Annotated in this window: 25 protein-coding genes; 17 read left to right on the top strand and 8 right to left on the bottom strand. The window is 69.0% G+C overall.

The window, feature by feature from the left end:
- Positions 1 to 23: 23 nt before the first annotated feature.
- Genes C1930_RS01690 through C1930_RS01680 form a run of 3 tightly spaced genes read right to left on the bottom strand, consistent with a single transcriptional unit; the run spans position 24 to position 2,346 of the window.
- Positions 24 to 1,073 carry a cupin domain-containing protein gene (locus C1930_RS01690; RefSeq protein WP_108755172.1) on the bottom strand — a complete coding sequence of 350 codons (1,050 nt, stop codon included), beginning with the start codon at positions 1,071 to 1,073 and terminating at the stop codon, positions 24 to 26.
- A gap of 17 nt (positions 1,074 to 1,090) precedes the next feature.
- Entirely contained in the window at positions 1,091 to 1,807 is a 717-nt protein-coding gene (locus tag C1930_RS01685) for an ATP-binding protein (RefSeq protein WP_108770938.1), read from the bottom strand.
- Positions 1,808 to 1,842: 35 nt separating this feature from the next.
- Positions 1,843 to 2,346, bottom strand: coding sequence for a DNA starvation/stationary phase protection protein (locus C1930_RS01680; protein WP_108751908.1), 504 nt, complete (start codon positions 2,344 to 2,346; stop codon positions 1,843 to 1,845).
- Between the two features lie 225 nt (positions 2,347 to 2,571).
- Between C1930_RS01680 and C1930_RS01675 the strand changes: the two genes are divergently transcribed.
- The 5 genes from C1930_RS01675 (at position 2,572) to C1930_RS01655 (ending at position 7,842) form a co-directional block, all read left to right on the top strand.
- Positions 2,572 to 4,518, top strand: a complete 1,947-nt coding sequence (locus tag C1930_RS01675) for an ATP-binding protein (RefSeq protein WP_199911401.1) — start codon at positions 2,572 to 2,574, stop codon at positions 4,516 to 4,518.
- A gap of 1 nt (position 4,519) precedes the next feature.
- Positions 4,520 to 5,155 carry a response regulator transcription factor gene (locus tag C1930_RS01670; protein WP_108748196.1) on the top strand — a complete coding sequence of 212 codons (636 nt, stop codon included), beginning with the start codon at positions 4,520 to 4,522 and terminating at the stop codon, positions 5,153 to 5,155.
- Positions 5,156 to 5,280: 125 nt separating this feature from the next.
- Positions 5,281 to 5,688 carry a response regulator gene (locus C1930_RS01665; RefSeq protein ID WP_108770937.1) on the top strand — a complete coding sequence of 136 codons (408 nt, stop codon included), beginning with the start codon at positions 5,281 to 5,283 and terminating at the stop codon, positions 5,686 to 5,688.
- A 66-nt stretch (positions 5,689 to 5,754) separates the two neighbouring features.
- Positions 5,755 to 6,591 (top strand): alpha/beta hydrolase, encoded by an 837-nt coding sequence (locus C1930_RS01660; RefSeq protein ID WP_108770936.1) that lies wholly within the window; start codon positions 5,755 to 5,757, stop codon positions 6,589 to 6,591.
- Between the two features lie 60 nt (positions 6,592 to 6,651).
- The gene (locus tag C1930_RS01655) at positions 6,652 to 7,842 is read left to right on the top strand and encodes an MFS transporter (RefSeq protein WP_108755168.1); all 1,191 of its coding nucleotides are present in this window, start codon (positions 6,652 to 6,654) and stop codon (positions 7,840 to 7,842) included.
- Between the two features lie 60 nt (positions 7,843 to 7,902).
- On the opposite strand, the gene C1930_RS01650 is transcribed toward C1930_RS01655, so the two are convergent.
- Positions 7,903 to 8,823: a histone gene (locus C1930_RS01650; protein ID WP_108770935.1), complete on the bottom strand. Its 921-nt coding sequence runs from the start codon at positions 8,821 to 8,823 to the stop codon at positions 7,903 to 7,905.
- A gap of 458 nt (positions 8,824 to 9,281) precedes the next feature.
- On the opposite strand from C1930_RS01650, the gene C1930_RS01645 reads away from it, so the two are divergent.
- The 9 genes from C1930_RS01645 to C1930_RS01605 all read left to right on the top strand — a co-directional run bounded on the left by C1930_RS01645 (position 9,282) and on the right by C1930_RS01605 (position 17,192).
- Positions 9,282 to 10,715, top strand: a complete 1,434-nt coding sequence (locus tag C1930_RS01645; RefSeq protein ID WP_108748191.1) for a Do family serine endopeptidase — start codon at positions 9,282 to 9,284, stop codon at positions 10,713 to 10,715.
- A gap of 100 nt (positions 10,716 to 10,815) precedes the next feature.
- Positions 10,816 to 11,178 (top strand): hypothetical protein, encoded by a 363-nt coding sequence (locus tag C1930_RS01640; protein ID WP_108760992.1) that lies wholly within the window; start codon positions 10,816 to 10,818, stop codon positions 11,176 to 11,178.
- Between the two features lie 8 nt (positions 11,179 to 11,186).
- A complete protein-coding gene (locus C1930_RS01635; RefSeq protein WP_108770934.1) occupies positions 11,187 to 11,657 on the top strand; it encodes a phage holin family protein in 471 nt (156 codons plus the stop codon).
- On the top strand, positions 11,654 to 12,127 hold the full coding sequence (locus tag C1930_RS01630; protein WP_108755166.1) for a protein sip-5: 474 nt from the start codon (positions 11,654 to 11,656) through the stop codon (positions 12,125 to 12,127). Before C1930_RS01635 ends, C1930_RS01630 begins: the two co-directional genes overlap by 4 nt.
- A gap of 67 nt (positions 12,128 to 12,194) precedes the next feature.
- Positions 12,195 to 13,295: an AI-2E family transporter gene (locus tag C1930_RS01625; protein WP_108751900.1), complete on the top strand. Its 1,101-nt coding sequence runs from the start codon at positions 12,195 to 12,197 to the stop codon at positions 13,293 to 13,295.
- A gap of 31 nt (positions 13,296 to 13,326) precedes the next feature.
- A complete protein-coding gene (locus C1930_RS01620) occupies positions 13,327 to 14,046 on the top strand; it encodes an HAD family hydrolase (protein ID WP_108751899.1) in 720 nt (239 codons plus the stop codon).
- A gap of 3 nt (positions 14,047 to 14,049) precedes the next feature.
- A complete protein-coding gene (locus C1930_RS01615) occupies positions 14,050 to 15,417 on the top strand; it encodes a M17 family metallopeptidase (protein ID WP_108755164.1) in 1,368 nt (455 codons plus the stop codon).
- A gap of 138 nt (positions 15,418 to 15,555) precedes the next feature.
- Positions 15,556 to 16,659, top strand: coding sequence for a catalase family peroxidase (locus C1930_RS01610; protein WP_108770933.1), 1,104 nt, complete (start codon positions 15,556 to 15,558; stop codon positions 16,657 to 16,659).
- Positions 16,656 to 17,192 (top strand): cytochrome b, encoded by a 537-nt coding sequence (locus C1930_RS01605; protein WP_108770932.1) that lies wholly within the window; start codon positions 16,656 to 16,658, stop codon positions 17,190 to 17,192. Before C1930_RS01610 ends, C1930_RS01605 begins: the two co-directional genes overlap by 4 nt.
- Positions 17,193 to 17,571: 379 nt before the next feature.
- Here C1930_RS01605 and C1930_RS01600 read toward each other — a convergent pair whose 3' ends face one another.
- From C1930_RS01600 to C1930_RS01585, 4 genes are read right to left on the bottom strand one after another with little or no spacing between them, the layout of a single operon-like run.
- A complete protein-coding gene (locus C1930_RS01600) occupies positions 17,572 to 18,174 on the bottom strand; it encodes a response regulator transcription factor (RefSeq protein WP_108748182.1) in 603 nt (200 codons plus the stop codon).
- A complete protein-coding gene (locus C1930_RS01595) occupies positions 18,171 to 19,391 on the bottom strand; it encodes a sensor histidine kinase (protein ID WP_108770931.1) in 1,221 nt (406 codons plus the stop codon). The genes C1930_RS01600 and C1930_RS01595 overlap by 4 nt, the downstream gene beginning before the upstream one ends.
- Positions 19,392 to 19,397: 6 nt before the next feature.
- Positions 19,398 to 20,174 carry an ABC transporter permease gene (locus C1930_RS01590; RefSeq protein ID WP_108770930.1) on the bottom strand — a complete coding sequence of 259 codons (777 nt, stop codon included), beginning with the start codon at positions 20,172 to 20,174 and terminating at the stop codon, positions 19,398 to 19,400.
- Entirely contained in the window at positions 20,171 to 21,067 is an 897-nt protein-coding gene (locus C1930_RS01585; protein ID WP_108755160.1) for an ABC transporter ATP-binding protein, read from the bottom strand. The genes C1930_RS01590 and C1930_RS01585 overlap by 4 nt, the downstream gene beginning before the upstream one ends.
- 203 nt (positions 21,068 to 21,270) lie before the next feature.
- Between C1930_RS01585 and C1930_RS01580 the strand changes: the two genes are divergently transcribed.
- The 3 genes from C1930_RS01580 to C1930_RS01570 all read left to right on the top strand — a co-directional run bounded on the left by C1930_RS01580 (position 21,271) and on the right by C1930_RS01570 (position 24,484).
- On the top strand, positions 21,271 to 22,518 hold the full coding sequence (locus tag C1930_RS01580) for an efflux RND transporter periplasmic adaptor subunit (RefSeq protein WP_108770929.1): 1,248 nt from the start codon (positions 21,271 to 21,273) through the stop codon (positions 22,516 to 22,518).
- A gap of 104 nt (positions 22,519 to 22,622) precedes the next feature.
- Positions 22,623 to 23,312, top strand: coding sequence for an ABC transporter ATP-binding protein (locus tag C1930_RS01575; protein ID WP_004153799.1), 690 nt, complete (start codon positions 22,623 to 22,625; stop codon positions 23,310 to 23,312).
- Positions 23,313 to 23,326: 14 nt separating this feature from the next.
- Positions 23,327 to 24,484, top strand: coding sequence for an ABC transporter permease (locus tag C1930_RS01570; protein WP_108748177.1), 1,158 nt, complete (start codon positions 23,327 to 23,329; stop codon positions 24,482 to 24,484).

Raw genomic sequence — 24,484 nt, 5'->3', positions numbered from 1 at the left:
GAAGGCCCCCATGGTGGCCTACTTCAGGTGCAGGGATCGAGAGGATTGCCGCGGGCCACGATCAGCGGGTCGCCGGCGGTGGCCGGCAGCACCGGCATGCGCTCCACCGGTACGCCGAAGGTCGCCGCCAGGGTGGCCGGTGGCAGCGCCGCGCCACACAGGCGGTAGCCGATATCGGCGGGCATCGGTCGGTCGAAGAACACCAGGAAATGGATGTCCTGCCCCAGTGCCTCGATCTGGTGTGGATAGGCCGGGGGAATGAAGTACACATCGCCCGGTGACAGCAGGTAGGTGTCGGTGCTGCCGTCGGGGTCGAGCACGGTCATGCGCGCATGGCCGCGGTGCACGTAGCCCATTTCGGCGGTATCGGGGTGCCAGTGCGGTTCGCGCATGCCGTCTTCGCCAACCTGCAGCGAGTACATGGCCAGATGGCGCAGGGCGGGCCAGAACTGGCTGCGGGCGACCCGTGCGTGGCCATACGGGAAGGTCACCGGTGCCGACTGCGCTTCCACATCGAAGCGCAGCGGCTGCGCATGATCGGGCGACGCAGGCGGCAGACCCCGCGGGCGCGGTACCAGGTAGCGGCTGCCGGTATCGCGTGGCAGCGCCGCAAAGGCGCTGGCGGGCAGATCGAAGGTATTGCCCAGCACGGCGTCGCTCATCGCACCGAAGGCTGCCTGCAGCGAGAAATCCTGCGGGTGCGCATGGCTGAAGGCGATGATCAGTTCGGCGCGGGCGGGGCCCAGGTTTTCAATCAGGTGCAGGGCACCGCTGGGAATATGGAACATCTGCCCTTCTGACACGACAAACGCACTCACCTGGTCACCGTTGTCGATCACCTGCACGCGCACCTGGCCCTGGCAGACGTAGGCCAGTTCATCGGCATTGGCATGCCAGTGCGCTTCGCGCATGGCGTCTGCTTCCAGCCGCAGGCGCTTGATCGACAGCCCCTGCAGCAGCGGGAACGCGGTGCCGTCCAGGCGGCGGACTTCGCCCAGCGCACTGGCATGGGCCAGTTCTGCGTGGGCGAGCGAACGGACGTGACGGGACAGGGGCATGGCAGAAACAGACATGACGTTCTCCGTAGGGATCAGGCGATCGTGCTGGGCAGGGCCAGCAGGAAGCAGGTACCGCGGCGTGGCGAGGACTGCACATCCACGAAGCCACCGCTGGCTTCCACCGCGGCGCGCACCTGGGCCAGGCCGAGGCCGCGCCCCGGGCCACGGCTGCTGGCGCCGGGCTCGAACACACGCGCGGCCACCGCCGGGTCGATGCCCGGCCCGTTGTCAGCCACCCGTACGATGCCGTAGCGGCCCGGTGTTCGGCCGGGCCCGGCGACCACCAGGGTGCAGGTGTCGGTGCTGATGCGCAGGCGCGCGCCTGGCGCGCAGGCTTCGCGCGCGTTCAGGGCCAGGTTCACCAGCGCACGCTGCAGGGCACTGCGGTCCACCTGCACGCGTCCGGACAGCGCGCACGCATCCAGTTCCAGCTGCATGGCCGGGGCGATGGCGTGCTGGAGCAGCGGCGCCATTTCCTGCACCAGCTCGGCCAGATCCACGCCGTCACTGCTGCACGGACGCGGAATGTCCTGGCCCAGGAACAACCGGGCCATGCCGGCGCCCTGCTGCAGGGCCTGCCCAGCCACGTCCAGCAGCGCGCTGTCGGCCGGGCCCAGTCGGCCGCCCTGCAGTGCCAGCCCGATCGCGGCGGCGGCCGCCTGCAGCACGTTGTTCAGATCATGGCCCAGCATGGCCAGGCGGCTGGCGGGGGACAGCTCGGCGGGAGCCACTACCAATGGGGTGTGCATTACCGCTCTCCTTGCAATGCGGACGGGTCGGGTGATCAGCGGGTTTCGCGGCAGGCGCCCAGGAACCAGCTGCGGCGTTCGGCCTCGTCGATCCAGGTTTCGATCAGGCTGGTGCTGGCCACGTCGCCGTACTCGCTGCACACGCCATGGGTGGCACGCAGGAAGCCGACCAGGCGGCGATTGTCGTCGGCCAGTTCGGCCAGCATGTCCTGCGCGGTGACATAGTCGGCATCGTTATCCAGCAGGCGCTGGATGCGCTGGATGTGGCCGATCGAACGCAGGGTGGTGCCGCCGACCTTGCGCGCACGCTCGGCAATGGCATCGGTGGTGGCCAGCACCTGCGCGGACTGTTCGTCCAGCATCAGGTGGTAATCGCGGAAGTGCGGACCGCTCATGTGCCAATGGAAGTTCTTGGTCTTCAGATACAGAGCGAACATGTCGGCCAGCAGCGCGGTCAGCGCCGGGGCCAGATCGGCGGCGGCCTGCGCGCCCAGGTCGTTGCGTACGCGCAGGGCGCTGGAAAAGGTGGGAGCGGTCATGGCGGCGGTTCCAGTAGGGGACGGATCCAGCGTAGGCAGCGCGCGGGCCGGCGCCCATTGCACCTGGGTATCGTGCGGGGCATACCTTGGTTTGCCCGGCCGGCTGCGCACATCCGTGCAAGACGCCGCGCCGGTTCCTTGCCCAGCATGGGCGGGCAAGGGACCGTAGCAGCGGTCTTTCGGCGTGGCCGACAGGCGGCGCCCCACCCTGGCACAGGAGGCCCGATGCCAACGCCGCGCACCCCATCCCCCTGGACCCCGGCACCGCACCCCAGTGGCGGCGGCGACGTGGTGTTCCCGCACCGGATCATTCCTGCCATGGCACTGCGTGCGGTGGCCTGCGTGGTGGTGCTGGCCATCGCCCTGTTCGACACGCTGTCCACGCTGGAAGGCGCGGTGGCGGTGCTGTACGTGCTGCCGGTGCTGCTGGTGGCGCGTACCGGCCGCCGCGGCGACATCATCGCCGTGGCCGTGGCCGGCGCCGGGCTGACCCTGTGCGCCTACCTGGATACGCACGGCATCGACCACGTGGGGCCGCAGACCGTGCGCGCACTGGTCAGCCTGGTGGCGATCGCGATCGCGGCCGTGCTGGCCCTGCAGAACCAGCGTTCCATGCGCACCCTGGCCGACCAGGCCGTGCTGCTGGACCTGTCGCACGACATGATCTTCGTGCGCGACCCGGCCGGGGTGATCGGCTTCTGGAACCTGACCGCCGAGCAGGTGTATGGCTGGAGCCGCGAGGAAGCCGCCGGCCAGCCGGCCGACCGCCTGCTGCAGACCCGCTACCCGGCGCCGCGCTCGCAGATTGAAGCGGACCTGCTGCAGCACGACCGCTGGGAAGGCCTGCTGGCGCAGCGCACCCGCGACGGCCGCACGCTGTGGCTGGAAAGCCGCTGGGTGCTGCAGCGCGATCGCCAGGGGCGGCCGCTGCGGGTGCTGGAGACGCATACCGATGTAAGTGAACGGCAGGCCGCACACGCCGCGCTGGTGCGCAGCGAACAGCGCTACCGGCGCATGTTCGACGGCAGCCGCATCGGCGTGGTGGAACAGGACTGGAGCGAGGTGCAGGCCGAACTGTCGCGGCATGGGGTGGGCGACCGCGCGCAGCTGCAGGCCTATCTGCAGGCCTCCCCACAGGCGCTCACCCGCTTCCGGCAACGGGCGCGCCTGGTGGGCCTGAACCCGGCCTTCCGCCGCCTGATCGGCGAAGGCGCACCACCGGCGACGGTCGATGCGGTGCTGGCCGACGACGACCGCACCTTCGCCGCATCGCTGGCCGCCTTCGTGGCCGGCGCGCCGCACTGCGAAGGCGAGACATCCATCGTGCGCGCCGACGGCAGCACGGTGCCGGTACTGTTCACCATCACCTTCCCCGACCGCCGCGAAGGCGATGGCACGGTGCTGGTGTTCGTGGTCGACATCCACGAGCGCAAGCAGGCCGAGGCCCGCGCCTTGGCCGCGCAGGCCGAACTGGCCCATGCCAGCCGCGTGGCCACCCTGGGTGAACTGACCGCGTCGCTGGCACATGAGGTGAACCAGCCGCTGATGGCGGTGGTGACCAATGGCGAGGCCGGGCTGCGCTGGCTGCGCCGGCCGCAGCCGGAGCTGCACGAAGTGGAACTGGCGATCGAGCGCACCATCGCCGAGGGACGCCGCGCCAGCGGCATCGTCAAGAACGTGCGCGACTTCCTGGGCAAGACGCCGCCCGCGCACGAAGTGCTGGCCCCGGCCGTGCTGGTGGACGATGCCCTGCGCCTGCTGCAGCACGAGCTGCAGCGCGAGCAGGTGCAGGTACAGGTGGACCAGGTGGCCGCGCTGCCGGACGTGCCGGGCCAGCGCATCCAGCTGCAGCAGGTGCTGGTGAACCTGCTGTTGAATGCCTGCCAGGCCATGAGCGGCCAGCCCGGCGTGCGCGCCCTGCACATCGAACTGCAGGCGATCGACGGCCACGTGCGCATCGACGTGAGCGACACCGGGCCGGGCATCGCCGCCGAACACGTGGCGCGCCTGTTCGAGCCCTTCTTCACCACCAAGCCGCAGGGCATGGGCATGGGCCTGCCGATCTGCCGCACCACCGTGGAAGCCCACGGCGGCCAGCTGCAGGTGCGCAGCACGCCCGGCACCGGCACCTGCTTTACCCTGCTGCTGGCCACTGCACCGGAGACCGCCTGACATGCATCGTTCCGCGCCCCCACCCGCTGCGCCGCCGTTGGTGGTGATCGTGGATGACGATCCGTCCGTGCGCACCTCGCTGGACAGCCTGCTGCGCTCGGTCGGGCTGCAGACGCGCTTGTACGCGGCCCCTGGCGAACTGGGCGCGCAGCCGCTGCCCGATGTGCCCGGCTGCATCGTGCTGGACGTGCGCCTGCAGGGCGTGAGCGGTCTGGATGTGCAGGCCCAGCTGGCCGCCCAGGGCGTGGCCCTGCCGGTGGTGTTCATGACCGGCCATGGCGACATTCCGATGACGGTGAAGGCAATGAAGGCCGGCGCGGTGGATTTCCTGGCCAAGCCCTTCCGCGACCAGGACATGCTGGATGCGGTGACCGCGGCCATCGAGCGCGACCGCCAGCGCCGCCAGAGCGATGGCGCACTGGACGGCGTGCGCGCGCACTACGCCACCCTGACCAGCCGCGAGCGCGAGGTGATGGCGCTGGTGGTGTCGGGCCTGATGAACAAGCAGGTGGCCGCCGAACTGCAGTTGAGCGAGATCACGGTGAAGATCCACCGCGGCAACGTGATGCGCAAGATGGGCGTGCGCTCGCTGGCCGAGCTGGTGCGCCAGGCCGAAGCCCTGGGCATCGGCCACTGAGCACAGGCCGCGCCCGGGCCGCTACCCACACCTGCGTATGATGGTGGCGACCGCGCGACTGCGGCATAAAGGACACCAGCCAAGCCCGGACCCGTTGCGTCCGGGGTGGCATGAAGGAGTCCCACATGTTTCCGCCCCCCCTCATCGCGATCGTGGACGACGATGCCGGCGTCCGCGCGTCGCTGTCCAGCCTGATGCGCGCGCTGGGCTATGCCGTGCGTGCCTACGCCCACGGCCAGGCGCTGCTGGATGACAGCACGCTGCCCGCGCCGGCCTGCATCATCAGCGATGTGCAGATGCCCGTACTCGATGGTGAACAACTGCAGGCACGCCTGCGCGCGCGCGGTGCGCTGCCGCCGATGATCTTCCTGACCGCCTTCCCCACCGCGGCCGTGGAACAGCGCGTGCGGGCGTCCGGCGCGGCGGCGTTCCTGCGCAAGCCGGTGGACGCCGATGCCCTGGCCGACTGCCTGCAGCGACTGTTCGAGGCAGGCGATCACACCAAGGTATGCCCCGGCGAACCGAGCGTGTGATGTTGCGCCGAGCCCCCCAGGCGTAGCGTGGACCTCGTTCCCACCCACCCCTGAGGAGTTACCCGGATGAGCACTGTCACCACCCCCGATGGCGTCGAGATCTTCTACAAGGACTGGGGCCCGAAGGAGGCCCAGCCGATCGTCTTCCACCATGGCTGGCCGCTGTCCAGCGATGACTGGGACACGCAGATGCTGTTCTTCCTGGCCAAGGGCTTCCGCGTGATCGCCCATGACCGCCGCGGCCACGGCCGTTCGGCGCAGGTGAGCGAAGGCCACGACGTGGACCACTACGCCGCCGATGCCGCAGTGGTCATGCAGCACCTGGACCTGCGCAACGCGGTGCATATCGGCCATTCCACCGGCGGTGGCGAAGTGGCGCGCTACGTGGCCCGTTACGGCCAGCCGCAGGGCCGCGTGGCCAAGGCCGTGCTGGTCAGCGCGGTGCCGCCGATCATGCTGCGCACCGCGGCCTACCCCAAGGGCCTGCCGATCGATGTGTTCGACGGTTTGCGTGCAGCACTGGCGGCCAACCGCTCGCAGTTCTTCCTGGACCTGCCCGGCGGCCCGTTCTACGGCTTCAACCGCGAAGGCGCACAGATCGTTCCCGGTGCCATCCAGAACTGGTGGCGGCAGGGCATGGCCGGCAGCGCCAAGGCCCATTACGAAGGCATCAAGGCCTTCTCCGAAACCGACTTCACCGACGATCTGAAGGCGATCACCGTACCGACCCTGGTACTGCATGGTGACGACGACCAGATCGTGCCGATCGATGCGGCCGCGCGTGAGTCGATCAAGCTGCTGGCCAACGGCACGCTGAAGGTCTACCCGGGGTATCCGCACGGCATGCTGACCACCCACGCCGACGTGATCAATCCGGACCTGCTGGCCTTCGTGCAAGGCTGAGGTCTGCCCGCGCGCGGGCACTGCAGCACGCCCGCGCGTTCTTCCGCCAGGAGCCGTGTCATGTCTTCCTCCCCCACTGCGGTCGGCGCCACGCGCGCCGCACCGTTGTTCGCCATGGCCGTGGCCGCCGGCCTGGGCGTGGCCAACATCTACTACAACCAGCCGATGCTGGCGGCCATGGCCCATGACCTGGGCGATGTGCGGGTAAGCAGCTGGATACCTGCGCTGACCCAGCTCGGCTACGCCGCCGGCCTGCTCCTGCTGCTGCCGCTGGGCGACCGCCACGAACGGCGGCGGCTGATCGTGCTGCAGTTCCTGGCGGTGGCGGTGGCCCTGGTGGTGTCGGCACTGGCGCCAGGGCTGGCCACCTTGGCGATCGGCGCGATCCTGCTGGGGGCGGCCGCCACCGTCGCCCAGCAGATCGTGCCGTTCACTGCGCTGCTGGTGGCGCCGGAGCGACGCGGTGCGGCCATCGGCACGGTGATGAGCGGCCTGCTGGCCGGCATCCTGCTCAGCCGTACGCTGGCCGGGCTGGTATCGAGCGCCAGCAGTTGGCGCGCCATGTTCTGGCTGGGCGTGCCGCTGGCACTGGGCGCGGCGCTGCTGATGGCGCGTTCGCTGCCACGGCATGCACCGCCGGGCCACCCGCCCGGTTACGGCGCCCTGCTGGGGTCGTTGCGCACACTGTGGCGCGAGCATCCGCTGCTGCGCCGGGCCACCTGGGCGCAGGCGCTGCTGTTCGCTTCGTTCTCGGTGTTCTGGACCACGCTGTCACTGCACCTGGCCGCGCCGCCGCTGCAGCTGGGTGCTGCCACGGCCGGGCTGTTCGGCATCATCGGCGTGGTGGGCGTGGCGATCGCACCGATGGCCGGGCGCCTGGCCGACCGCCGTGGGCCGGCACCGGTGGTGCGGTTGGGTGTACTGGCCACGCTGGCATCGTGGCTGCTGCTGGGCCTGTGGCCAGGCCTGCCCGGCCTGGTGCTGGGCGTGGTGGTGCTCGACTTCGGCGTGCAGGTGGCGCTGGTCAGCCACCAGCACCAGGTGTACGGCCTGCACCCGGAGTTCAAGAGCCGGCTCAACACCGTCTTCATGACGGGCATGTTCCTGGGCGGGGCGTTCGGCTCGTGGGCCGGCGCACTGGCCTGGCATCACTTCGGCTGGACCGGCGTGGCGGTGTTCGGCGGTGCCTTGCCGCTGGCCGCGCTGGCGGTGCTGCAGTGGCGGCCGACGGTGCAGCTGGCACGCCACTGACAGGCAAAAAAAAACCCTTCCGCCCGGATCGGGCGGAAGGGTTGATGGCGCCAGCGCAGATTACTTGCGCTTGGCAGCCTTGCGCACGGCCTTCTTGGCCGGCGCCTTCTTGGTGAGAACCTTCTTGGCCGGTGCCTTCTTGGCAGCGACCTTCTTGGCCGCGACCTTCTTCAGCGGTGCAGCCTTCTTGGCCACGGTCTTGCGGGTGGCGGCGACCTTCTTGCCGACAACCTTCTTGGCGGCCGCAGTCTTCTTGGTGGCGACCTTCTTGGTGGCGGCAACCTTCTTGCCGACGGCCTTCTTGGCCACGGCGGTCTTCTTGGTGGCGACCTTCTTGCCGGCCGCAACCTTCTTGCCGACAACCTTCTTCGCAGCCACGGCCTTCTTGCCGGCGACCTTCTTAGCAGCAACGGTCTTCTTGGCCACAGCCTTCTTGGCGGTCGCGACCTTCTTGCCGACAACCTTCTTGCCGACAACCTTCTTGGCAGCGGCGGTCTTCTTGGCGACGGTCTTCTTGGCCACGGCAGCCTTCTTGGTGGCGGCCTTCTTCACGGTGGCAACCTTCTTGCCGGCAGCCTTGGTGGCAGCCTTGGTGGTCTTCTTGGCAGCGGCGGCCTTCTTGGTCACGGCCTTGCCGGCAGCCGCCTTCTTCTTGGCCACTTCCTTCTTCAGGGCAGCGGCTTCGGCCTTGGCATTCTTCTTGGCCGTTTCCAGCTTCTTCTTCGCCTTGGCAACGGTCTTGCCAACCGACTTGGCAGCCTTCTCGGCCTTCTTCGCAACGGTCTTTTCGACCTTGGCCACGGCCTTCTTGGCCTTGGCAACGCGGGTACCGGCAGCCTTGGTGGCGCGCTTGACGGTCTTCTTGACCGACTTCACGGCGTCTTCGGCGGCGTGGGCGATGGTCTCGCCGACGTTGGTGGCGGTTTCTTTCACGTTCTCGACGGCGTCGGTCACGACCGACACACCATTACCGTTGCTCATGTTGCCCTCCTGGGGGCCTGGATTGTCAAAACGGGGCGATGCTATACCGACAATCGCCATCGTGGAACGGGTCACGCTTCTGCAATCGCATCCTGTGCGACGGCACTAAGGTAAGCGAACCGGGTCGTTACGCCGTGCAGGATCCGGCAAACCCCTTCTTTTCAGCGCTTCGCGAACATTGCGGGCACGTGGCTGCATGCGCTGGAACGTGCGCTGGCCGCGCGTTGCGGCAATTGCGGCCAAGCGGCATCGTGCTGCCCATATGCGCGGAACTGCGCAAGTATCGCGCTGTGTCCAACTGTCGCCTGCTGCCTGCATGCGTACCGGCGCGGGTCGCGTGGACGCCGCCAGCGCCCTGGTTTTTTCATGGGCCATTTATCCGGATCGCGACACACTCATTCAGCTTGTTCTACCGTATAGGCCTACGGCCCCCCACCCACGCCAACAATTTGACTGCCATGCGACCGCTACCCACCCTGCTCACGCTCGCCATTGCCGCAGCCTTCGGCGGCTTCGTTGCCACCGGCCTCAACGCGCACCTGGACAACCGTGCCGACGCAGCACCATTGCCGGCCGCACTGCCCACCACCGCGGCGCTGCCGGCATCGGTGGCCGGGCAGGCAGTGCCCTCGCTGGCGCCGATGCTGGAAAAGGCCATGCCAGCGGTGGTCAGCGTCAACACCAAGCAGGTGGTGCGCGTACGCAACCCCTTCTTCAACGACCCGTTCTTCCGCCGCCTGTTCCCGGATATTCCGCAGGAACGCATCAACGAATCGCTTGGCTCGGGGGTGATCATCGATGCCAGCGAGGGGCTGGTGCTGACCAACCACCACGTGATCGACAACGCCGACGACGTGCAGGTCACCCTGGCCGACGGGCGCACGGTGAAGGCCGAATTCCTCGGCTCGGACCGCGACACCGATATCGCCCTGATCCGCATTCCGGCGCAGAACCTGACCGACATCAAGCTGGCCGACAGCAACCAGCTGCGCGTGGGTGACTTCGTGGTGGCCATCGGCAACCCGTTCGGTTTCAGCCAGACGGTCACCTCGGGCATTGTCTCGGCGGTCGGCCGCAGCGGCATCCGCGGGCTGGGCTACCAGAACTTCATCCAGACCGATGCGTCCATCAACCCCGGCAATTCCGGTGGCGCGCTGGTCAACCTGCAGGGCCAGCTGGTGGGCATCAACACCGCCAGCTACAACCCGCAGGGCAGCATGGCCGGCAACATCGGCCTGGGCCTGGCCATTCCATCCAACCTGGCCCGCAGCGTGGTGGACCAGCTGGTGAAGCATGGCGTGGTGGTGCGCGGCACGCTGGGCATCGAAAGCCAGAACCTGAGTGCGCAGATCGCCCAGGGCCTGGGTCTGGGCGAAACGCGCGGCGCGCTGGTCACCCGCGTGCTGGCCGGTTCGGCCGGCGCCAGCGCCGGGCTGAAGCCGGGCGACGTGGTGGTGTCGGCCAATGGCCAGCGGGTGGACAGTGCCGAAGCGCTGCACAACGTGGAAGGCCTGGCCGCGGTGGGCAGCGTGCTGACCCTGGATGTGCGCCGCGAAGGCAAGCCGCTGCAGATCAAGGCCACGCTGAAAGAGCAGGCGCGTGCGGTGACCGGTGACAGCCTGGACCCGCGCCTGGGCGGGGCCACCTTCGTCGATCTGCCCGAATCGCTGCGCCAGTCCGGCGTGGGCGGCGTGCTGGTCAGCGAGGTCAAGCGTGGCAGCCGCGCGGCCAGCAACGGCCTGCAGCAGGGCGACATCATCGCCGAGGCCACGGTGGGTGAATTCGCCGATCTGGCCAGTTGGCGCGCCAATTTCCAGCAGCGCCCGCCCACCCTGGTGCTGCGCATCCTGCGCAACAATGGCCAGCAGCAGGGCCAGTTGGTGATGCGCTGATCGCCCCGCCGTAACACCCCCTATACCCGGCCGATGCTATTGCTACCCGTCCCATCGGCCGAACATCCGTTCGTCCCCCCATCGCAACAGGAGTGATTCGATGAGCCCCACCAATACCGAGAACCTGAAGGAACACCTGGGTGAAGCCGGTTCCCACCTGAAGCAGGCCGCCAGCGCTGCCGGCGGTGCGATCAAGGGTGCGACCGGTGCAGCGACCGACGAGCTGCGCATCGGCAAGGCCAACGTGAAGGCCGAACTGTCCGACAGCGCGCTGTCCGGCCTGGCCGCTGCCGAGTTCGGCGGTGCCGCCGCCAAGGAACAGGTCGATGCGCTGATGGACAAGGGCAAGGATCTGGTGGACAGCGCCGCCGAGCTGATCCGTGAACGTCCGCTGGCCTCGTTCGGCGTTGCCTTCGCCGCCGGCTGGCTGATTGCCAAGCTGGCCAGCAGCAACAACAAGTAAGCCGCGGCGTGAGCGAAGACACCTCGCAGGCTCCCGATCCGGCGGCGACCCCGCCGCTGGACGAGAGCATCCGCCAGGTCGGCGCGGCCGGCAAAGCCGCCGCCGATTCGGCCAAGCACTCGCTGCGTTCGCTGCGGCGCCTGGCCTCGGCCGACTTCGCCCTGGCCCGCAGTGCGTTCGGCCGTGCGCTGGCGTGGGCCGGGGTCGGCATCGTGTTCGGTGCCTCGGCCTGGCTGCTGATGGCGGCCACCCTCATCGCCCTGCTGCAGAGCTGGGGCCTGAGCTGGCTGCAGGCACTGCTGATCACCTCCCTGCTCAGCCTGGCCGTTACCGGCTACGCGATCTGGCGGGTGTCCTACTTCTTCCACCACACCGGCATGCATGCCACCCGGCGTCAGCTGTCACGCCTGGGCCTGTTCGATGAGCCCAGCGAGGATGACCCGGACGCCGATGTGCAGATTCCGGAGGGCAAGCCATGAAATTCGGCGCGCTGCAGCGGCGGGTGAAGCGCTGCGAACAGGTGGTGGCCGTGCGCATGGCCGAAACCCAGGACAACTGGGGCGTGCTCAGCCAGGTCTGGCGCCGCGGCTGGTCGCCGCTGCGCATCGTGGTGGTCGGCCTGGCCGGCGGCTTCGTGGCTGGCAAGCTGGAAGTGCCTGGAAAGGTGAATGGCGCGCGCTGGCTGCAGATGATCGGCTCGGTGTCCAACCTGATGGCCAGTGGCCAGGCGGCGTTCGCCGCGGCGATGGCGGCCCATGCCGCCGATACCGCCGACGAAGCTGCCGAGACCGCGGATGCCGCCGCCGACACCGCGGCGGATACGGCGGCCGGGCAGGCCACGCCACGGCCGGCGCCTGCGGCCGCCCCTGCTCCGGCAGCGCCACGTGCGGCCGACGAGCTGCGCGTACCGCAGCCGGCCGAGGCCGCTACCGACGTCTCTGAACGTTGACACCGTGAACCCGCCGCGTTGATCGCGGCGGGACGATAATGCGCTTCCCTTCCCGGTCGGTGCGCCGATGAGCGAGCCCCTGTTGTCCCCCTCTTCGCCCGCGCCCGACGCGCCGCTGCCGCCGCCGTCACGCCCGCGCGGGCCGATGTCGCTGGTGATCCTGGCCACCCTGGCCGTGGCGTACACGCTGTGGGCGGCGCAGGACATCTTCCTGCCCATCCTGCTGGCCATGTTCTTCGCCCTGGTGGGCAACCCGATCCTGCGTCTGCTGCAGAAACTGTGGATTCCGCGCGCACTGGGCGCGCTGTTGATCCTGGGCGCCGGGCTGGGGGTGACCACCGCGCTGGCGGTGCAGCTGGTGGGCCCGGCCATGGACTGGGCGCAGGAAGCACCGCAGCAGTTGCGCAAAGTGGCGCGCCAGGTGCAGGACCTGACCAAGCCGGTGCAGCAGGCCAACCAGGCCGCGGAAAATTTCGCCCGCGTGGCCGGCGGCGAGAGCAGCCGCCGCGTGCAGGTCATCCGCACCCAGCTGGACGATCCCTACCGCATGCTGACCCGCGCCCCGCGCCTGGCCGCCTCGGTACTGGCGGTGGTGCTGCTCACCCTGTTCTTCATGATCTACGGGCAGAGCCTGCAGCGCGCGGCCATCGCCTTGTTCCCCAACCGCCAGCAGCAACGCTTCACCAGTGACATCCTGCGTTCGATCGAACGCGAGGTATCGCGCTACGTGTTGACCATCACCGTCATCAACACCCTGGTCGGCCTGCTGTTCGCCGGCGTGCTGATGCTGCTGGGCATCGGCCTGCAGGAAGCGCTGCTGTGGGGCACGGTGGCGGCGCTGCTGAATTTCGCGCCGTACGTGGGCCCGCTGATCGGCGTGGCGCTGATGCTGCTGATGGGCTTCGTCGAATTCCGCGATCCGCTGCAGGCACTGCTGCCGGCCGCCGCCTACCTGGCCCTGCATACCCTGGAAGGCCAGCTGGTGACCCCCATCGTGCTGGGCCGGCGCATGAAGTTGTCACCGCTGGTGCTGATCCTGGCGCTGATGGTGTTCGGCTGGGCCTGGGGCATGATCGGCCTGCTGCTGGCGGTGCCGCTGCTGGTCTGCATCAAGCTGGTGCTGGCGCGGCTGGAAGGCATGCAGGGCTGGGCGCGGCTGCTGGAATGAAAGCCCGGCCGCGCGGGCGTAGAATGGCGGGGTGAACTTCCCTGTCCTTGCCATCACCCTCGACCTCGACGACACGCTGTGGCCGTTTGCTCCCATCGGCGCCCGCATCGACCAGGTCCTGTACGACTGGATGCGTGAACACAGCCCCGCCACCGCCGCGATGTATCCGGTGGCGGCCATGCGCGAACTGCGCGAGCGCGCGTTCCGCGACAACCCACAGCTGCATTTCGACCTGAGCGCGCTGCGTCGGCTGACTCTGCAGGAGGCGCTGCAGAACAGTGGCGCCAGCCTGGACCTGCTGGAGCCGGCCTACGAGGCGTTCTACGCCGCGCGCAACCAGGTGGAGTGCTATCCGGACGCGCTGGATGCGCTGGCCCGCATTGCCGCGCGCGTACCGGTGGCCGCCCTCAGCAACGGCAACGCCGATCTTGAGCGCATCGGCCTGGCCCATCATTTTGCCTTCCAGCTGGGTGCCCGCGAACACGGCGCCGCCAAGCCGGAACCAAGCATCTTCCATGCCGCCTGCGAACGCCTGGGCGTGGCCCCGGCGCAGGTGCTGCACGTGGGCGACCACATTGAAATGGACGTGGCCGGCGCGATCGCCGCAGGCCTGCGCGGTTGCTGGATCAACCGCGAAGCGGCCACCTGGAATCATCCGCAGCTGCAGCCTGACCTGCAGTTCGACACCCTTACCGGCCTGGCCGATTGGCTGGATGCCAACCTCGACGCCGCCGCACCCCGGAGTAGCTGACGCATGAGCGAGATCACTGGTTTCACCGCTTCCACCGCCACCGCCCTGCCGCTGTACGTGCTCGACCGCAGCCAGTTCGAGGCGTGGAAGGCGACCCAGCCGGCGGCCACCCAGGCCTGGCTGGGCGCACAGGGCTTCAACGCCGCCGCGCACAGCGTGGCCCTGCTGCCGGGCAGCGATGGTCTGGCCGGTGCAGTGATCGGCGTGGGCGACCGTGCCGATGCCTACAGCTATGCCCATGCCCCGCACGCCCTGCCCGAAGGCAGCGTGTGGCAGCTGGCCAGCGAACTGAGCGCCGACGAACAGGCCCTGCTGCAACTGGGCTGGGGCCTGGGCAGCTACCGCTTCGACCGCTACCGCAAGCGCAACCGCGCACCGGCACAGCTGGTGGCCGCGCCGCAGGGTGAAGTGGCCGACCTGATCGCCGCCAGCCTGCGCGTGCGCGACTGGGTGAACACCCCCACCGAAGACATGGGCCCGCAGCAGCTGGAAGATGCAGCGCGCGCCTTGGCCGACGCACACGGTGCGCAGGTTGAAGCGATCACCGGCGATGCCCTGCTGCAGCAGAACTTCCCGGCCATCCACGCCGTCGGCCGTGCCTCGCACCGCGCGCCGCGCCTGGTGGTGCTGCGCTGGGGCAAGGAAAGCGACCCGGCGCTGGTGGTAGTCGGCAAGGGCGTGTGCTTCGACACCGGCGGCCTGGACATCAAGCCCGCCGATGGCATGCGCAACATGAAGAAGGACATGGGCGGCGCCGCCCACGCCCTGGCCCTGGCCGGGCTGGTGATGGCGCAGCAGCTGCCGGTGCGGCTGACCCTGCTGGTGCCGGCGGTGGAAAACGCGATCGGCCCCGATGCGTTCCGCCCCGGCGAAGTCATCGCCACGCGCAAGGGCCTGAGCGTGGAGATCGACAACACCGACGCCGAAGGCCGGGTGATCCTGTGCGATGCACTGACCTTCGCCAGCGAACAGCAGCCGGACCTGGTGCTGGATTTCGCCACCCTGACCGGTGCCGCGCGCATCGCGCTGGGCCCGGACCTGCCGGCGCTGTTCAGCAACGACGACAGCGTGGCCCAGCAGTGGCTGCAGGCCGGCGATGCCACTCGTGACCCGGTGTGGCGCATGCCGCTGTGGCGCCCGTACCTGCGCTATCTGTCCAGCGGCGTGGCCGACCTGGCCAACGCCGGTTCGCGCATGGCCGGTTCGGTCACCGCCGCGCTGTACCTGGAACGCTTCCTGGCCGAAGGCCAGCGCTGGGCACACCTGGATGTGTACGCCTGGAACGACGGCGAACGCCCGGGCCGCCCGGCCGGTGGCGAAGCGCTGGCGCTGCGTTCGGCCTGGGCCATGCTGAAGGCGCGTTACGCCTGAAGATGCCGCCGGGCATGGCCCGGCGCTACCGGAACCGGTCGGCAAATCTGACGAAAAATTGAATACCGGGCCTGGAGGGGTTCTGCGAGGATGTGCGGGTCGACCACCCACACGTCCAGTGAAGGCAGGAACCCGACCATGCCCTTGTTCCGTTTTACCCGCGCCGGCCAGGGGCCGCGCTCGCCCCGCCCGCACACGCCCCTGCCCTGGATCGCCCTGATCGCGCTGATGTTGGGCGGCGTTGCGCTCCTCTTCGCCTGGCTGGCCGGCTGGATCGGCGACCGCCTCACCGCGCAGCGCTTCACCGACACCATCGAAGCCACCGGCCCGGCCCATCCCGGCTTCCGCCGTGCGCACAGCAAGGGCATCTGCGTAAGCGGCTGGTTCGAACCCAGCGCACAGGCCCGCACCCTGTCCAGCGCACGGGTGTTCTCGCAGCCGCGCGTGCCGGTGATGGGCCGCCTGTCGATCGGCGGTGGCGATCCCTATGGCGCCGACAACACCGCGCGGGTGCGCAGCCTGGCCGTGCAGATGGTGAGCGATGACGGCCAGGAATGGCGGATGGCGATGAACAGCTTCCCGTTCTTCGCCGTACCCACCGCCGAGGCCTTCTTCGAACAGACCCGCGCCGGCATTCCCGACCCGGCCACCGGCAAGCCCGACCCGGCGAAGATGGCCGCCGTGCTGGCGAAGTACCCCAGCGCGCAGGCGTTCCAGCAGTGGGCCAAGACCGCGCCGTGGACCAGCAGCTGGGCCGACACCACCTACAACAGCGTGAACAGCTTCTGGTTCACCAACGCCCAGGGCCAGAAGCGCGCGGTGCGCTGGCGCTGGCAGCCGCAGGCGCCGGTGGTGGTCATGGATGCCGAGGCGCGCAAGCAGGCCAGCGTCGATTTCCTCAGCCAGGAACTGCGCCAGCGCCTGGCCAACGGCCCGGTGCGCTGGGACCTGGTGGTCAGCACCGCCGCCGCCGGCGATGCCATCGACGACCCGTCGGTGCCGTGGCCCGAATCCCGCGAACAGGTGGTGGCCGGCGTGCTCAGCCTGGACCGCATGCAATCGCAGGAAGAAGGCGCCTGCGGACAGATCAACTTCGATCCGCTGATCCTGCCCAGCGGCGTGCGTGGCAGCGATGATCCGATCCTGGCCGCCCGTTCGGCGGTGTACTCGCAGTCCTTCAACCGCCGCGAACGCGAACGCGCCGCCGGCAACGTCGAACAACCGAAGGAGGCCGCACGATGAACACCGGCAACGGCCACTTCAACCTGCTGGCGCGGGTGCTGCACTGGACCATGGCGGTGATGATCGTGGCCATGCTGTTCATCGGCGTGACCATGGTCGCTTCGTTGCACCTGCGGCCAATGCTGATCGACCTGCACCGGCCGCTGGGCGTGGCGATCTTCGTGCTGGTGCTGCTGCGCCTGTACAACCGCCTGCGCCACCGGCCGCCACCGCTGCCGGCCGATCTGCCGGCCTGGCAGGTGCTGGCCGCCACAGCGTCGCACTGGCTGCTGTACGGGCTGATGCTGGCGATGCCGCTGATCGGCTGGGCGATGCTGTCGGCCGGTGGTTACCCGATCACCCTGTGGGGCGGCGTGCACCTGCCGGCCGTGGTGCCGCACAGCCCGGCGCTGTATGCGGCCCTGCGCAATGCGCACAGCCTGCTGGCCTACGTGCTGTTCGCCACCGTGCTGATGCACGTGGGCGCAGCGCTGTTCCACCTGTGGGTGCGCCGCGACGGCGTGTTCCAGGCCATGGCCCGCGGCAAGGATTGAAGGGGTCGCGCCGGGCCATGCCCGGCGGATCGTTTCCGCGCCTGCACACGACCAGCAGCCGAGCATGGCTCGGCTCTACAGAAAGCGCGCACCACTGGGAGCTTCCAGCCCCAGAATGCCGGCACTCGCGGCTGTGGCTGTTGATGTTTCCGCCTTGTAGCGAGCCGAGCACCGCAGGTCCGGCGAGGGCGAAGAGGCGCCGGTGTCTGAGCGCAGCGAGTTCGGCGCCGTCCCTCGACGGACCGAGGAGCGCAGGGTACCGGCGCGCAGCGCCGGCTCGCGGATGGCGGAGCGTTTCTTTGGTTACTTTCTTTGCGCGCAAAGAAAGTGACACCCCTGCAGAAACCGGCCGCCGGGCGTGGCCCGGCGCTACCGTTGCCTACAGCCAGCCTTTCTGCCGCGCCAGCCGGTACGCTTCGATGCGGTTGGCCACGCCCAGCTTGCCGATGCATTCGGACAGGTAGTTGCGCACCGTGCCGTGCGACAGGCCCAGCTGTTCGGCAATCTCGCTGGCGCTGCGGCCCTCGCCAGCCAGGCGCAGCACGCGGCGCTCGCGGTCGGTCAGCGGGTCGGCCTGCGACCAGGCGTCCAGCGCCAGTTGCGGGTCGATTGCACGAACGCCCTGCTGCACCTTGCGCAGGGCCTCGGCCAGGTTCTCCGCCGGCGCGTCCTTCAACAGGTAGCCCAGCACGCCCGCCTCCAGCGCGCGGCGCAGGAAACCGGCACGGGCGAAGGTGGTCACGATCACCACCTTGATCGGCAGCTCCTGCCGCGCGATGCGCTGGGCCAGTTCCAGGCCGGTCAGGCCCGGCATCTCGATGTCGGTCACCAGGATGTCCGGCTGCAGCTGCTGCAGCATCCGCCACGCGGTTTCACCATCGGCCGCACTGCCCAGCACCTCGATATCCGGTTCCAGGCCCAACAGTGCCGACAACGCACCACGCACCATGGCCTGGTCTTCGGCCAGCAGGATGCGGATCATGCCGCGCCCTCCTGCGGCAGCGACGCCGACGCCGGGGCCACCGCCACCGTGGCCGCCGCCAGCGGCACGCGCACGGTCAGCACGGTGCCCTCGCCACGCGGCGACTGCACGGCCAGCACACCGGCCAGCGCGGCCACCCGTTCGCGCATGCCGCACAAGCCATTGCCTTCGGCCTGCACCCCGCCGCGGCCGTCATCGCGTATCTGCATCACCAGTTGTCGTCCTTCCAGCATGAAGTCCACCTGCGCCTGCGTGGCCTGCGCATGGCGCACGATATTGGTGGCCGCTTCGCGCAGCACCAGCGCCAGGCCGCGTTCCACCTCCACCGGCATCGGCGGCGGCACGCTGTACTGCAGGTGCACCTGCTGGCATTCCAGCAGCAAGCGCGCCGAGGCCAGCTCACCGGCCAGGTCACTGGCGCGGATACCGGTCACCGCGCTGCGCACCTGTGCCAGCGCTTCGCGGGCAATCGCTTCGGCCTCGCCGATTTCCTGCCGCGCACGTTCGTCCTGGCGGTCGTACAGCTTGCGCGCCAGTTCCAGCTTCAGCGTGATCAGCGAAAGGGTATGGCCCAGCAGGTCGTGCAGGTCGCGGCCGATGCGCTCGCGCTCGGCGGTGGTGGCCAGCCGTCGTACTTCGTCCTGGGAAAGCTGCAGCGCCACGTCACGCTGGTGGCTGAGCGATTCCACGTTCACCACCAGGCCGACGATGAAGGACACCGCCGGCATCCACACCAGCGCCTGCCACGGGTAGCCGAAGTACAGCGCCACCGCGCCGAACAGCAGGTTCAAGCCGGTCAGCTGCAGCAGGTACACCCACCAGCCACCGCGCCCGCTCATGCGCAGCAGCACGCAGCCGAACACGAAGTAGCTCAGGCCCGACGGATACCAGGGCAGCAGCACCAGTGCCATGGCGATCATTGCCAGCGCGTAGCGCCAGGCATGGTGGCGCGGCGCCAGCATCACCCGCGCGTACAGCAGCAGGAACAGCGGATAGCTGGCCAGGGTGATGAACAGCCAGCGCAGGGTGAAGCCATTGCCCAGCACCGGGGTCAGGAAGATCCACACCGACCACAGCAGATGGATGGCCCCGCTCCACGGCGACTTGCCACGCCGCAGCAGATCGGCCACCGATGAATCCGGCGCAGGGCGCAGCAGCGACGCAAGCCAGTTCGATGGCACGGGGGAATCCAGGCGAGGATGATCGCTGTCGATCATGCCAGTTCAGCCGATCCGACGCAGGCGGCGGCGTGCCAGCAGCAAGGCTGCAGCAGCTACCAGCAGCAGCGCCAGCAGATGGCCCAGCGTACTGCCGGCCGCGGGCTGCCCCACCACCGGCAACGCCAGCTGCGCCAGGTGCCAGGTCGGCCACAACGGCGCCACCGTGGAAAACACCTTCGGCAGGGCCGCCAACGGCAGCCACAGGCCGGACAGCAGGGCCAGCGGCAGGTACACCAGGTTCACCACCGCCGGCGCCGCGCTGGCGCCCACGTGGCTGCCGATCAGCAGGCCGATGGCCCCCAGCGGCACCGCGGCCAGCGCCGCCACGGCCAGCAGCTGCAGGATCTGCAGCGGCTGCAGGTGCACGCCACCGAAGGCATGCGCCACGGCAACCAGCAGCGCGGCAATCAGCGTGGCAAACAGCACCGCCATCACCAGCCGCGCCAGCAACGGCGCCGCCGATGGCAGCGGCAGCGCGCGCTTGAGGGTCAGCAGGCCGCCTTCGCGGTCCAGCGCCAGCTGCACACCGAAGCCGAACAGGGCCGGCGCCATGGCACCAAACACGCAGTAGGTGGCCAGCAGGTACAGCGGCGCATGGCCGCGCCCCAGCAGCACGCCAAACAGCAGGTAGAACAGCACCGGGAACAACAGCGACGGCAGCACGAAGGCCGGCGTCCGCCAGGCGCGGCGCAGCTCGGCCAGCAGTTCGGCGACATAGGGGCGCAGCGCGGCACGGCAACGGCCGGCGCGGCTGGATTCACGGTGGATGAGGGTGTTCATGCAGCCTCCCGGGTCAGGTCAAGGAACGCGTCGGCCAGGGCCGCGCCCTGCACTTCCAGTTCCTGCAGTTGCGCATCGGCGGCCAGCAGGCGTGCCACCACCGGTTCGGCCGGGCTGGCCAGCACCTGCAGATGCGCGCCGTCGCGCTGCACCTGTTGCACGCCCGCCCAGTGCTGCACGTCCTCGACAGCCAGCGCGCTACGGCAGCGGATGCGGCGCGGCCGGTCGGCCAGGCGCAGCTCGGCCAAGGGTGCGTCGGCCAGTACCCGGCCGCCTTCCAGCACCACCACGCGCTGCGCCAGCGCCTCGGCCTCTTCCAGATAGTGTGTCGTAAGCAGCACACCGCAGCCTTCGGCCACCAACTGCCGCACCGCCTGCCACATGCCCTGCCGGGCCTGGATGTCCAGGCCAGTGGTGGGTTCGTCCAGGAACAGCACGCGCGGCCGGCCGCAGATGGCAATGGCGAACTGCACGCGGCGCTGCTGGCCGCCGGACAACTGGCCATAGCGGCGCCGTGCCACGTCCTGCAGGCCAGCGCGCTGCAGCACTTCGGGCAACGGCCATGGGTCGGGATAGCAGGCGCGGGCCTGCTGCACCAGTTCGTCCACGCGCAGCATCGGCGGCAGGTTGGTGCTCTGCAGCATCAGCCCCAGGCCAAGGCGGCTGGCGCGCTGCTGCGGATCACCGCCCAGCAGCTCCACCTGGCCGGCGTCGGCGCGACGCAGGCCCAACAGCACGCTGATCGCGGTACTCTTGCCGGCACCGTTGCGGCCCAGCAGCGCCAGCACCTGGCCAGCGCGCACCTGCAGGTCGATACCGTGCAGCGCGGTGTGGTTGCCGTAGTGCACCTGCACCTGCTGCAGGCGGGCCAGCGACGGGGGAATCGGATCCATGGGCAGTGCCGGTAGTGGGGACGTTGCCATCCTGTGCCGCCGTGGTCACATCCGGCAGTTGCCGCCGTCAGGAACTTCCAATGACAGCTGTCACTGCCCCTGCCGCCGTGCCTGCCGTCATGCTGTGCCGCACGCTCCACCGCCGGAACCGCCGCTGTCCGCGCTTCCGGTCACACCCGCCCGAACGCCTGTGATGGAACGCAATGAACGCTTCTGCCGAATTGTTGAAAGAACTCCGTATCGACCGCGGCGCGCCGCCGCCCCCGCGCGGTAGCGGCGGTTCGCGCCGCTGGCTGTGGATCGTGCTGGCGCTGCTGGTGCTGCTGCTCGGCGGCGCGGCCTTCCTGCTGTTCGGGCGCGAACCGGCGGTGGAAGTCAGCACTGCCCCGGCCGTGGCCATCCAGCAGGGCAATGCCAGCAGTTCGGTGCTCGATGCCAGCGGCTACGTGGTCGCCCGGCGCATGGCCACGGTGTCGGCCAAGATCACCGGCAAGGTGCGCGAAGTCATGATCGAAGAAGGCATGCGGGTGGAGGCCGGGCAGATCATGGCCACCCTGGACCCGATCGATGCCGATGCGCAGCGCAGCCTGTCGGCATCGCAGGTGCAGGCGGCGCGTGCGCAGGTGTCCGGGCTTGAGGCGCAACAGCGCCAGGCCGCCGCCGAAGCCAGCCGCCTGCAGGCCCTGGTGGGCCAGCAGCTGGTCTCGCGTTCGCAGTACGACCAGGCCGTGGCCCAGCGTGACAGCCTGCGCGCGCAGCTGGAAACGGCCCAGCGCAACGTCAAGGTCGCCAGCGACCAGTTGGCCATTGCCGATCTGGGCGTGGACAACAACATCGTGCGCGCGCCGTTTTCCGGCGTGGTGACCGCCAAGGCGGCGCAGCCGGGCGAAATCGTCTCGCCGCTGTCGGCGGGCGGTGGCTTCACCCGCACCGGCATCGGCACCATCGTCGACATGGACTCGCTGGAAATCGAAGTGGAAGTGGGCGAGGCCTTCATCGGCCGCGTGCAGCCGAAGATGCCGGTGGAAGCCACGCTCAATGCCTATCCGGAATGGAAGATTCCGGGCGAGGTGATCGCCATCATTCCCACCGCCGACCGCGGCAAGGCAACGGTGAAGGTGCGGGTGGCGCTGAAGGTGAAGGACCCGCGCATCGTGCCCGAGATGGGCGTGCGGGTCAGCTTCCTGGAACAGGCGCAGCCGCAGGCCGCCGCCAGCACGGCGCAGGGCGTGCGCGTGCCGGACAACGCCGTGGTGCAGCGCGACGGCGCGTCGGTGGCGTTCGTACTGGGCGATGACAACCGCGTGCAGCAGCGCAGCGTGCAGGCCGGCCAGGCCATGGGCAAGGACCGCCAGCTGCTGAAGGGCGTGAGCGCCGGTGAAGCGGTGGTGCTGAGCCCGCCCGACGCCCTGCACGACGGCAGCAAGGTGCAGCAGAAACAAGCGCAGTAACGGCCTGGCGCCCGCGTGGCGCCGCCGGCAACACCGCTCGACGCCTGCCCTCCGGCCTGCAGCCGGCGCGCATTCCCGTTTCCCGCCTCTGTGGAGAATCCCCGATGTCGACCCTGGTTTCACTGCGCAACATCACCAAGACCTACCAACGCGGCCCGGAAAAGGTACAGGTGCTGCACGGCATCGACCTGGACATCGCCCGCGGTGACTTCGTCGCCCTGATGGGCCCGTCCGGTTCGGGCAAGACCACCCTGCTGAACCTGATCGGCGGGCTGGACAACCCCAGCGGCGGCGAGATCAGCATCGAGGGCGAACGCATCGACCAGATGAGCGGCGGCCAGCTGTCCACCTGGCGCAGCCACCACGTCGGCTTCGTGTTCCAGTTCTACAACCTGATGCCGATGCTGACCGCGCAGAAGAACGTGGAACTGCCGCTGCTGCTGACCCACCTCAGCGCGGCCCAGCGCAAGCGCAATGCCGAAATCGCGCTGACCCTGGTCGGCCTGGCCGACCGCCGCAGCCATCGCCCCAACGAACTGTCCGGTGGCCAGCAGCAGCGCGTGGCGATCGCCCGCGCCATCGTTTCCGACCCCACCTTCCTGATCTGCGACGAACCCACCGGCGATCTGGACCGGCAGTCGGCCGAGGAGATCCTGGGCCTGCTGCAGCAGCTCAACCGCGAACACGGCAAGACCATCATCATGGTCACCCATGACCCGAAGGCCGCCGAGTACGCCACCCACACGGTGCACCTGGACAAGGGCGAGCTGGCCGACGCCCCGCTGGCCCACTGACGGAGGCTGCGGCGATGAAATACTTCTCCCTGGTGTGGGCACAGCTGTTTCGCAGCCGTACCCGCACCCTGCTGACCCTGCTGTCGGTGGTGGCCGCGTTCCTGCTGTTCGGCATGCTCGATTCGGTGCGCGTGGCCTTCAATTCCGGTGGCAGCGTGGAAGGTGCCAACCGCCTGATCGTCGCCTCGCGCCTGTCCATCACCCAGTCGCTGCCGATCCGCCTGGAAACCCAGGTGCGGCAGGTGGCCGGCGTGCGCGACGTGGCCTATGGCATGTGGTTCGGCGGCATCTACCAGGACCCGAAGAACTTCTTCCCCAACTTCTCGGTGTCGCCCAACTACTTCGACGTGTACCGCGAACTGCAGATCGACCCGGCGCAGCTGGAAGACTGGAAACAGACCCGCACCGGCGCCATCGTCGGCGAAACGCTGGCCAATCAGTTCGGCTGGAAGATCGGCGACACCATTCCGCTGCAGGCCACCATCTTCCCGCGCGGTGGCAGCAACGACTGGCCGCTGGAACTGAAGGGCATCTATCGTTCCAAGGACCGCGCACAGGCCGGCAACGAAGAACGCCAGTTGATGATGAACTGGAAGTACTTCGACGAATCCAACGACTACATCAAGAACCAGGTGAGCTGGTACACGGTCACCCTGGACAACCCGGACCATGCCTCGCGCGTGGCCCAGGCCATCGATGCGATCTCGGCCAACTCCGACCACGAGACCAAGACCCAGACTGAATCGGCGTTCCAGCAGGCCTTCGTCAAGCAGTTTGCGGATATCGGCATGATCGTCACCTCGATCATGGGTGCAGTGTTCTTCACCCTGCTGCTGCTGACCGGCAACACCATGGCCCAGGCCGTGCGCGAACGCGTGCCGGAGCTGGCCACGCTGAAGACACTGGGCTTCAAGGACAGCACCGTGTTGGCGCTGGTGATGGTGGAATCGGTGCTGCTGATCGGCCTGGGCGGCCTGATCGGCATGGGCCTGGCCGCGCTGATCCTGCCGGCCATCGGCCCGAAAAGCATGGGCATGCTGCCGCCCCACGTCCCCACGCCCACCTGGCTGGTGGGGCTGGGCCTGATCGTGGTGATCGGCATCATCGTCGGCCTGCTGCCGGCGTTGCGCGCCAAGCGCCTGAAGATCGTCGACGCACTGGCCGGCCGCTGA

This window comes from Stenotrophomonas sp. SAU14A_NAIMI4_8, assembly GCF_003086695.1.
Taxonomy (GTDB): Bacteria; Pseudomonadota; Gammaproteobacteria; order Xanthomonadales; family Xanthomonadaceae; genus Stenotrophomonas.
This window is presented reverse-complemented; position numbering and strand designations above follow the sequence as displayed.

Coding starts and splice junctions, on each gene's coding strand:
- C1930_RS01690 (WP_108755172.1), bottom strand. CDS start 1,073: ATGTCTGTTTCTGCCATGCCCCTGTCCCGTCACGTCCGTTCGCTCGCC.
- C1930_RS01685 (WP_108770938.1), bottom strand. CDS start 1,807: ATGCACACCCCATTGGTAGTGGCTCCCGCCGAGCTGTCCCCCGCCAGC.
- C1930_RS01680 (WP_108751908.1), bottom strand. CDS start 2,346: ATGACCGCTCCCACCTTTTCCAGCGCCCTGCGCGTACGCAACGACCTG.
- C1930_RS01675 (WP_199911401.1), top strand. CDS start 2,572: ATGCCAACGCCGCGCACCCCATCCCCCTGGACCCCGGCACCGCACCCC.
- C1930_RS01670 (WP_108748196.1), top strand. CDS start 4,520: ATGCATCGTTCCGCGCCCCCACCCGCTGCGCCGCCGTTGGTGGTGATC.
- C1930_RS01665 (WP_108770937.1), top strand. CDS start 5,281: ATGTTTCCGCCCCCCCTCATCGCGATCGTGGACGACGATGCCGGCGTC.
- C1930_RS01660 (WP_108770936.1), top strand. CDS start 5,755: ATGAGCACTGTCACCACCCCCGATGGCGTCGAGATCTTCTACAAGGAC.
- C1930_RS01655 (WP_108755168.1), top strand. CDS start 6,652: ATGTCTTCCTCCCCCACTGCGGTCGGCGCCACGCGCGCCGCACCGTTG.
- C1930_RS01650 (WP_108770935.1), bottom strand. CDS start 8,823: ATGAGCAACGGTAATGGTGTGTCGGTCGTGACCGACGCCGTCGAGAAC.
- C1930_RS01645 (WP_108748191.1), top strand. CDS start 9,282: ATGCGACCGCTACCCACCCTGCTCACGCTCGCCATTGCCGCAGCCTTC.
- C1930_RS01640 (WP_108760992.1), top strand. CDS start 10,816: ATGAGCCCCACCAATACCGAGAACCTGAAGGAACACCTGGGTGAAGCC.
- C1930_RS01630 (WP_108755166.1), top strand. CDS start 11,654: ATGAAATTCGGCGCGCTGCAGCGGCGGGTGAAGCGCTGCGAACAGGTG.
- C1930_RS01625 (WP_108751900.1), top strand. CDS start 12,195: ATGAGCGAGCCCCTGTTGTCCCCCTCTTCGCCCGCGCCCGACGCGCCG.
- C1930_RS01615 (WP_108755164.1), top strand. CDS start 14,050: ATGAGCGAGATCACTGGTTTCACCGCTTCCACCGCCACCGCCCTGCCG.
- C1930_RS01610 (WP_108770933.1), top strand. CDS start 15,556: ATGCCCTTGTTCCGTTTTACCCGCGCCGGCCAGGGGCCGCGCTCGCCC.
- C1930_RS01605 (WP_108770932.1), top strand. CDS start 16,656: ATGAACACCGGCAACGGCCACTTCAACCTGCTGGCGCGGGTGCTGCAC.
- C1930_RS01600 (WP_108748182.1), bottom strand. CDS start 18,174: ATGATCCGCATCCTGCTGGCCGAAGACCAGGCCATGGTGCGTGGTGCG.
- C1930_RS01595 (WP_108770931.1), bottom strand. CDS start 19,391: ATGATCGACAGCGATCATCCTCGCCTGGATTCCCCCGTGCCATCGAAC.
- C1930_RS01590 (WP_108770930.1), bottom strand. CDS start 20,174: ATGAACACCCTCATCCACCGTGAATCCAGCCGCGCCGGCCGTTGCCGT.
- C1930_RS01585 (WP_108755160.1), bottom strand. CDS start 21,067: ATGGATCCGATTCCCCCGTCGCTGGCCCGCCTGCAGCAGGTGCAGGTG.
- C1930_RS01580 (WP_108770929.1), top strand. CDS start 21,271: ATGAACGCTTCTGCCGAATTGTTGAAAGAACTCCGTATCGACCGCGGC.
- C1930_RS01575 (WP_004153799.1), top strand. CDS start 22,623: ATGTCGACCCTGGTTTCACTGCGCAACATCACCAAGACCTACCAACGC.
- C1930_RS01570 (WP_108748177.1), top strand. CDS start 23,327: ATGAAATACTTCTCCCTGGTGTGGGCACAGCTGTTTCGCAGCCGTACC.